This window comes from Caballeronia sp. (genome assembly GCF_049581465.1).
GTDB lineage: Bacteria > Pseudomonadota > Gammaproteobacteria > Burkholderiales > Burkholderiaceae > Caballeronia.
In genome coordinates, this window is the sequence record NZ_JBAUSA010000174.1 from 1 (window position 1) to 4,921 (window position 4,921).

At 59.9% G+C, this 4,921-nt stretch carries 4 protein-coding genes and 2 pseudogenes; 4 read left to right on the forward strand and 2 right to left on the reverse strand.

Going from position 1 to position 4,921, the window contains the following annotated elements; translation table 11 throughout:
- Positions 1-2 precede the first annotated feature (2 nt).
- Positions 3-587: pseudogene (locus tag WCA53_RS04390) on the reverse strand (LysR substrate-binding domain-containing protein); the annotation flags it as partial.
- Positions 588-589: 2 nt separating this feature from the next.
- Between WCA53_RS04390 and WCA53_RS04395 the strand changes: the two are divergent.
- Positions 590-940 (forward strand): annotated as a pseudogene (locus WCA53_RS04395) (aldo/keto reductase); the annotation flags it as partial.
- Positions 941-1,088: 148 nt separating this feature from the next.
- Entirely contained in the window at positions 1,089-1,526 is a 438-nt protein-coding gene (locus WCA53_RS04400) for a VOC family protein (RefSeq protein WP_423905939.1), read from the forward strand.
- Between the two features lie 71 nt (positions 1,527-1,597).
- Here WCA53_RS04400 and WCA53_RS04405 read toward each other — a convergent pair whose 3' ends face one another.
- Positions 1,598-2,110, reverse strand: a complete 513-nt coding sequence (locus WCA53_RS04405) for a universal stress protein (protein WP_423905932.1) — start codon at positions 2,108-2,110, stop codon at positions 1,598-1,600.
- Positions 2,111-2,293: 183 nt separating this feature from the next.
- Here WCA53_RS04405 and WCA53_RS04410 point away from each other — a divergent pair, with 183 nt between their 5' ends.
- Both WCA53_RS04410 and WCA53_RS04415 read left to right on the forward strand, forming a co-directional pair.
- Positions 2,294-3,148: an urea carboxylase-associated family protein gene (locus WCA53_RS04410; protein ID WP_423905935.1), complete on the forward strand. Its 855-nt coding sequence runs from the start codon at positions 2,294-2,296 to the stop codon at positions 3,146-3,148.
- Positions 3,149-3,332: 184 nt separating this feature from the next.
- Positions 3,333-4,921 (forward strand): sigma-54-dependent Fis family transcriptional regulator (locus tag WCA53_RS04415; RefSeq protein ID WP_423905943.1); only part of this gene is annotated, 1,589 nt, incomplete at its 3' end.

Consider the following 4,921-nt stretch of genomic DNA (forward strand, 5'->3'; position numbering starts at 1 on the left):
CCCTATGCCCCGTAGCGCAACGCATCGATCAGCACACCCAGAGCGCGTGAAGACTGACGGCGGCTCGGGTAATACAGGTGATAACCCGGAAAAACCGGGCACCAGTCCTTGAGAACGGGCTTGAGTCGTCCATCGGCAATATACGGCTGTGCCAGGTCTTCGGGAATGTACGCAAGGCCACAACCGGCCAGCGCAGCATTGAGCATCTGGTTTGTTCCGTTGAACACCCACTGCCCTTCCACACGCACCTTCAATTCATGACCCGATTTTTTAAACTCCCAGGCGTACAGGCCACCGTAGGTCGGTAGTCGCAGATTGATGCAGTTGTGTCCGGTCAGGTCGTGAGGCGTCCTCGGCCGCGTTCGTTTCGCGAAGTAGGAAGGTGCGCCGACGACCGCCATGCGGATGTCCTGCGAAATACGCACAGCGATCATGTCTTTCGCCACCTGATCGCCCAGACGTACGCCAACGTCATAGCGCTGCGCGACGATATCGACCAGGCCAAAGTCGACGATGATCTCAACCTTGATGTCTGGATAGTCGAGCAGCGGTTTCGCCAGCTTCGGCTGAAGTATTGTGGCGACCGCATGCGCCGCCGCCGGACGACTCGCGCGCAGGCCGCGGCGACAAGCGGATCCAGCAGACCGAGTGGCGCCCGGAATCGCTCAGGATCGCGCGAACGATTGCAGATCATGCAGCCAGGCGTGGTACGACTTCGATTGCGTTCGCTCTCGCATGGGTACTCAAGAACCGGCTCGTCAGCAGTACGATCGCCGGTCCGCGCACCGAAGCGCAGTGGGACGGCTATGTCGATGCATTGAAGTTGCAACTCGGACCGGACGACGAGAAGCTGGTCGATAGCCTCGTTGCTCCGGGCCACGCTTCAACGCCCGGATACACCGATCCGGGATATCCGATCGAAGGGCGACGAGTCGCTTGAAAGGCAGCGAACATGTCGTTGAATGATCAACCCACGCATGCTGGCGTGGCCAGTTGAGAAAACGCCAAGAACTTTTCTCTTTTTAATCAACCAACGGAATCGTAAAATAGCCCGTCCCTTTAGGAAAAACCGCATTCCAGGAACCGCCATGAGTGATCCCGCCAGCACAGCCATTCCCCCCTTTCATCTGGCTTTTCCCGTCCATAGCCTTGAAGCCGCCCGCAGCTTTTACGGCGACCTGCTGGGTTGCCCTGAAGGCCGCAGTTCACCGGAATGGGTCGACTTCAACTTCTATGGTCATCAAATAGTTGCGCATTTGTCTCCCGAGGAAGCAGGACATCGGAACACGAGTGCTGTGGACGGGCACAACGTCCCGGTTCGCCATTTCGGCGCGGTGCTCTCCATGCAGCAATGGGAAGCGGTCGCGGAAAAGCTCCGTGGTGCCGGAACGAAATTCGTGATCGAGCCGCATATCCGCTTCAAGGGCGAAGTGGGAGAACAGGCGACTATGTTTTTTCTCGATCCGTCGGGCAATGCCATCGAGTTCAAGGCATTCGCCAACATGGCGTCGCTGTTCGCCAAATGAGCGGCGAGCGCTTCGCGCTATCGTGTGAAGCGCCATACCCTCCGGCCGTCATCTGCGGCGACGATAAACGGCTAGAGCGGAGAATCTTTTGCAGCGGTTGAAGGGCGGCCCGATTTAACTCCCCGGCCCGCACCGGTGTGCGTCGGCTGTCGGACGACGAGCACCGGGATCTCGCTGTGCGTCAGCACCTTCTGGGTCTCGCTGCCCAGCAACAAGGCTCGCATACCGCCTCGGCCGTGGGACGCCATGACGATGAGATCGCAGTTTCGTTGCGCTGCAACGCTGACAATCGCCTCGTACGGGTGAGCGCTGTTTCCGACAACCGTATCGCACTCGACACCGGCCAGCCTGGCCGCTTTCGTGACCGCCGCGAGATAGTCGTCCGCATGCTGTCGGGTAATCTGGGTGAATCGCTCCTCGGAATCCGCGAGCATTTCGGTGCCATACGCGAGGACATGGAATTCCGGGATGACATGGAGCCCCGTGACCCTGGCTCCATTTTCTTGGGCGAGGGTCACCGCCATCTGAATGGCGGCTTCGCAATGTACCGTCCCATCGGTCGGCACCAGCAGATGCTTGAACATACGTTTCTCCCCGCGGACCGACCCCTTCGCCTTAACGTCCTGTTCCGGGCCTACCGCCTGAGTCAGCGCGCCTGAAACCAGAGCGACTCGTTTTAGTATAGTCAGCGCGACGACCTTTTTCTACGCACGCCACGCGCCGGCATCGGGTCGACGGCGCTCCTACTCAAACAGGAGGTAAATGCGATGTTGAACTACCCAGCCGCGTATCAGGCAACCCAAGGGTCCGCACTTGACGTCGACCGTGCGTTCTACACCCGGATTGCGTCTGCTCACGAGACGCGCACGCTGGTTGACTCGACGGTAGTGCCCATTCGTTCTGGCTACGCATGGAAAGTCCCCGCGGGACACGTATTTCGAATCGTGACGATCGAAGGGCCGCAGGTCGCCGACCTGAACATCTGGAATCTGCATAACCCGCGCGAGCGCTTCTGGGCGTCCCGCACGCGCCAGTTGCAACAGGCGCATGTGAGCACACTTGACCGGCTCTGGTCGACGCTACCGTATCTTCGTCCTCTTGCAACGATCACCGACGACTCCCTGGCGGACTACGGCATCGACGAGCACGGTGGCCGCGTTCATGATTTGCTCGGCACGCGTTGCGACCCTTATGTGAACCGGATGCTCACCGGCCACGACTTTCACTTTCACTGTCACTCCAATCTCACCCGCGCCATTGCGCCTTTCGGTCTCACCGAATTCGACGTCCACGACGTGCTGAACGTCTTTCAATGCACCGGATTGAATCTGAACGATCAGTACTTCATGAAGGCGTGCCCCGCGAAAAAGGGCGACTATCTGGAGTTTTTCGCGGAGATCGACCTGCTTTGCGCGCTGTCGACCTGTCCAGGCGGCGACTTGTCCTTGCCGATGTGGGGACCGGACGCACGGGATCCTCTTGAGGTTTGCCGGCCGTTGGGGGTGGAAGTTCATCGGCTCGCGTCACCGTTGCTCGAAGGGTGGTCGTCGCCCGAAGTTGCCGCCTATCGCGGGCTGCATGGCATGGAACTCAATACATCCGGCCGGGGCGGGAGCTGCTGAACCTATCGAGCTTTCCTCTGTCTTGTAGCGAGTCGGGGTGAATTCACTGTCGGTTGATCTACGTCAAGTGGCCCGCTCGACGGTGAGCCAACATGCATGTTGATCGTGCAATCGGTACATAGCGCGATGCAATGACGACGCGGCCCTCCCTATGAAGAGCCCGACATGCGAGCAGGAGGAGACAGTGCGCGATGATGCCGACCCCACCGCTACACCATTAGTACAACATGACGCCGGATGGCTTACGCCATCAATCCAGAAATCGCACCAACGCTCTGAGACCTTCGGTCTGAGCACATCGATGCGACCGGACTACGATGTACTGCCTGCGGCCGACCTTGTCCTGAAGCTTGAGCAAAGCCGCATATTGTGCGCACACGCCACCCCGGTGATGGAATCGCTTCATGAGCAGATCGTCAACACGCAAAACGTGATCGTATTGACCGACGCAGAGGGACTGATTCTTCATTCGATCGGCGACGACGATTTCCTGCGCCGGGCCGAGAAAGTCGCGTTACGTCCCGGCGCAAGCTGGGCCGAACGTCTGCAGGGGACCAACGCGATCGGCACCGCCATCGCTGACCATTGCCCGACCGTCGTACATGGCGCGCAGCACTACCTGGCCGCGAACCGCTTCCTGACCTGTTCCAGCGTGCCTATCCTCGGTCCGTACGGAGAACTAATCGGTGTGCTAGACGTAAGCGGCGATCATCGTAGCTATCACCAGCACACCATGGCGCTCGCGAAGATGTCGGCGCAGATGATCGAAAACCATCTGTTCACCAATACCTTTCGTGAGAAGTTGCAGATTGCCTTTCATGGCCGCGCCGAGTTTCTCGGCACGTTGATGGAAGGCATCGCCGCATTCACCTGTGACGGGCGCTTCCTGTCCGCGAATCGCAGCGCTCAATTCCAGTTGGGGATGCCGCTTACGGCCTTGCGCGCCCACACGCTGTCGTCGCTGTTCGGCCTCAGCAGCGCACAAATGATCGACCGCCTGGGAGCGAACCGGGATCAGCATCTGTCGCTGAACCTGAACACCGGCGCAGTCGTCTGCGCGAACGTCTCGTTTCGCCGCGCCACGCTCGCCGATGGCGGTTGGCGGGCTCCGCTAAATAGCGAGGCAACGCCGGGCGCTCCCGGAGCGCTTAAACCATCTGCTGCCGGCGGCCCGCTTTCGAGGCTCAGCTATCTGGACACGGGCGACCCGCAGGTGGCTAGCGTCATCGCCAAAGTGCGCAAGGTCATTGGCAAGGACATTCCCATCCTGATCACCGGTGAGACCGGAACGGGCAAGGAACTGCTGGCCCAGGCGATACATAACGATTCGCCGCGCCGCACGGGCTCATTCGTGGCGGTTAACTGCGCATCGATTCCCGAAACCCTGATCGAATCCGAGTTGTTCGGCTATGAGGAAGGCGCGTTCACCGGCGGGCGGCGCAAGGGCGCTGTCGGCAAGCTGTTGCAGGCCGATGGCGGCACGCTCTTCCTCGATGAGATCGGCGACATGCCCTATCCGCTGCAAATGCGCCTGCTACGGGTGCTGCAGGAACGTCTCGTCAATCCGCTCGGCTCGACCAAGTCAATCCCGGTTGACATCGCAATTGTCTGCGCGACCCATCGCGATCTACGCGAAATGATTGCGCAGAACCGCTTTCGCGAGGACCTGTACTACCGGTTGAATGGACTGGTGGTGAAGTTGCCGCCCCTGCGCGAGCGAACGGATTTCGCGTCGGTGATCCAGAAGATGCTGCAATGCGAGTCGCTCGGCAG

Bases quoted from the DNA above. Each gene is read 5' to 3' on its own strand.
- WCA53_RS04400 (WP_423905939.1), top strand. From the start codon at position 1,089: ATGAGTGATCCCGCCAGCACAGCCATTCCCCCCTTTCATCTGGCTTTT.
- WCA53_RS04405 (WP_423905932.1), bottom strand. From the start codon at position 2,110: ATGTTCAAGCATCTGCTGGTGCCGACCGATGGGACGGTACATTGCGAA.
- WCA53_RS04410 (WP_423905935.1), top strand. From the start codon at position 2,294: ATGTTGAACTACCCAGCCGCGTATCAGGCAACCCAAGGGTCCGCACTT.